A 3,157-nucleotide genomic window follows, 5' to 3' on the forward strand; every position below is an offset into this window, starting at 1 on the left:
AATATTATTCAAATGGCTGATTTCTATTGACTATAAGGAAGATTATTCTGTTTAGATGAATAAAATCAACATTAAAAAGATATGATACTTAAAAAAAACCACCTTTCTAAAATTATCTAAACTCAGATCGCTTCCTTACTTTGTGTTATCTTACTAATTGCATATTTAAGGTTTTCTAAACATTCTAACCGAATTCTTTCATCGCAAACAAAATCATATAATAATTCTTTTTTTAGTTTTGAAGTAATGCCATATAGGAAGTCTTCACTTAATTCTTTTAATTGATTCTCATTCAGATAGTTGTAAATTTCTCTTTCAAAGTATTCAACTGTACCAAATAACACAGTCAATTAACATTCCACCTCCTTTTTATTTTTTCCATTTACTCAGATAGTCAAGCTTCGCCAAAACTATCTCAAAAAAAGCCCACCAAAAAGATTGGTGGACTTGTATGATAAAGGCTATTCTATCATAGGTAACAGTATCCAATCATTTGGTAACCCGACTATCATAGCTAATCACCTTAGACTCGTGGCTTTGCGTCCTTATCTTTCAATAAGTTTGCCTTTATCAAACTGATACTTTTATAATAATACTTTAGCATGTAATTTCCAATAAAATTCGTCATTTTCCAACATGTTTTTACAAAAATAGTAGTTTTTTACCATTTAGAATATAAATGAAATGATGCTAAAGTCCTTTTGAAATTTTTTTCTCTTCTTAAATCGTGTGTATGCTGAAATAAGACTTTAATACGTTTCCTGATCACAATGCAATAAATCACCTTTTTTTAAAAATTTTCAAACTATACACGCCTGTCACAAGTCCAAGCTACCTTTACTTAGTTTGCACGAATAGCTTCTCCATTGCCATAACGTCAACATATTTTCCGTCCAGAATACCCTGATTCTTAAAAGTACCAACCTCACGATATCCTTTCTTTTGATATAAACCCTGACCAAGCTTATTGAATGGAAATGTAAAAAGAACTATTTTATGAAAATAGTTTTCTATGGCTATATTTTCTATAGCTGCTAGCAACAAACTTCCTATGCCCTTCCCTCGGTACTCCCTAGCAATATACACAGATAAATCTGCTACTCCAGCATAAGCGCAACGGCTATTATATTGATTTAACGAAGACCACCCTACTATTTGTCCTTCTTGTTCAGCAACAATAACCTTGTACCGTCCTCTATGCTGTTCAAACCACACTTTCATGTATTGTAAATCTTTTGTTTCGGTTTCTAAAGTTGCTATTTTGTCTTCAATTCCTTGGTTGTAAATATTTAAAATGGATTCAATATCATTTAAATATGCTTTACGTATTACCGCTAACATCTTGTCACCCCTTAACAGCAATTATCAATATTTTCTTTAACAAAATACTGTTATTCGGTAGAAACAAAGAAAATCCATTTTGAAAAAAGCGTGATAAAAAATGGATTCTCTTCCCAAGCCCTATTTGCCCCACTGGATTATTATCCTCCTACCAATAGCAAAAAAAATTAACCTAAATGCAGATTCATTCCGGTTAATTTTTTTCAAAACAGTACTACTTTCTTATAAAGAGTTCAACATTATTCAAAACGACATCTATTCTTTTCACTCTTCTTGTAAAATTAAAAATTATTCCAGTGAAATATGACTGTATTCCAAGTTATTTTGAAAAATCACATTAATTACACTGCCTCACTGCCCTTTTTCTTATCATCCTGCACAAAGAGAATCCCAAGCTCATGGTGGTCCCCTTCATATAAGGCCCTTTGCGCAAAGCGGATTTGATCATTCACATCGAGCACCTCCAGCTTACAATGGGCACGGTTTTTCAAGAGTGCCTGATAGAAGCTGTTTCGGTCATGGACAGCCAAACCGTTTACCTTCGTTATGATCTCTCCAACCTGTAGAGCCATATTGTTGGCTGGAGATCCAGGAATGATCCCAAGGACAAGAACACCATGATTTCTTTTTGAAAAATAGAATGGGAGATTCTCCTCCGCTATTCTCTGTCTTAACGTAATCATTTCACGTCCAATAATTGCAAGCGCCACCACCGCAATGGAAGCAAGGGGATACCAGTAACCTGAAATGGATGCAAGCGCGGTGAATATGCCAAGAGCGATTACCCTTCCACCGACTGCCTTCACAGCTTCAGCTGGCAGCTTGCCCTGAATCTGCTGGAAAAAGCCAATAGCAAACGGTACGAGAATCAGAGAATACGTGCTGCCGCCGAACGTAAAGACTGGCCACCATTCAAAAGGAGGCTGCAGCACATCTCCCGGAACGAGAAGAAACATCGGCAGCATCCAGAGCCGCTTCACCTCATGAATGCCAACCCTCTGACCGCGTTTGCTATTGATCAGCTTAGGTGATGACCCCTTTCTGCCATTCCTGGAAATAAGGATGCCTTCCCCGATCAGAAGAAGCGCAAGCAGAGCAGCAATCGATGGAAAAATCGTCTGTTCTGAATCCGTTATGGAAGTTAAAAACGCCGGCAGCTTCCATGGGAGTTCTGCCGCAAAAATAGTCACAAAAAAAGCAAAGCCAAGCGTATAGGCCGGCGACATCCAGCGTACTTTAGTCGTTAAGCTCCAAACGACCGTTAGGATCGCCGTAAATAGGATTGTTTCCATCGGAATTACAAGTCCTGCCACAACCGACACGAGCGACAGCCCCAGTCCAGCTAAAACGCCCAACGGAAGCAGTTGCCTCAGCTCAAAATAGGCATTCTCCGCGCGAACATGGAAATTCCTTCTCTCCCGCTTCACCCGAGAAACGCCCAATACCGCAGCCATAAAGAAAAGAAAATAGAAAACAGGGTGAAGAAAAAGCTTACCCATCCCCTTCAATATTTCAAAAAGCCATTCCAGAGCCACCTTTGCCACCCACCTCTATTAGAAAAATACTTAAGAAAGTATGAAAAATAATCATTTGTGTGAATGCATCTCATCCGAAATATAGGAATGAAATGAACTTATTAGTTAAAAAATTGCTAAATTAACCTATTACTCTATATTCTATCAAAATGTCCTCTTAAAGCCTATTGCTATATTTTTGAAAAGGGAATCTGGTGAGTAATTTTATTTAATAAATTTAGGGGATTGGGCGGATCTATTTAGAAAAGTCCTTGCCGCAAAAAGCTGGACGGACTTTTCAT

At 37.5% G+C, this 3,157-nt stretch carries 3 protein-coding genes and 1 riboswitch; all 3 genes read right to left on the minus strand.

Annotated features, from left to right (window positions below; all coding sequences use genetic code 11):
- Positions 1 to 122 precede the first annotated feature (122 nt).
- On the minus strand, positions 123 to 344 hold the full coding sequence (locus V7164_RS24270; RefSeq protein WP_335355496.1) for a hypothetical protein: 222 nt from the start codon (positions 342 to 344) through the stop codon (positions 123 to 125).
- Between the two features lie 148 nt (positions 345 to 492).
- Positions 493 to 576: riboswitch (cyclic di-GMP riboswitch) on the minus strand.
- Between the two features lie 261 nt (positions 577 to 837).
- Positions 838 to 1,341, minus strand: a complete 504-nt coding sequence (locus tag V7164_RS24275; protein WP_335348126.1) for an arsinothricin resistance N-acetyltransferase ArsN1 family A — start codon at positions 1,339 to 1,341, stop codon at positions 838 to 840.
- A 341-nt stretch (positions 1,342 to 1,682) separates the two neighbouring features.
- Positions 1,683 to 2,876: a PDZ domain-containing protein gene (locus V7164_RS24280; RefSeq protein WP_335348127.1), complete on the minus strand. Its 1,194-nt coding sequence runs from the start codon at positions 2,874 to 2,876 to the stop codon at positions 1,683 to 1,685.
- Positions 2,877 to 3,157: the final 281 nt, after the last annotated feature.

It is taken from the genome of Bacillus sp. JJ1474 (genome assembly GCF_036965225.1).
GTDB lineage: Bacteria > Bacillota > Bacilli > Bacillales > Cytobacillaceae > Cytobacillus.

What these genes read in the sequence shown, in the direction of transcription:
- V7164_RS24275 (WP_335348126.1), bottom strand. Translation starts at nt 1,341, where the DNA reads ATGTTAGCGGTAATACGTAAAGCATATTTAAATGATATTGAATCCATT.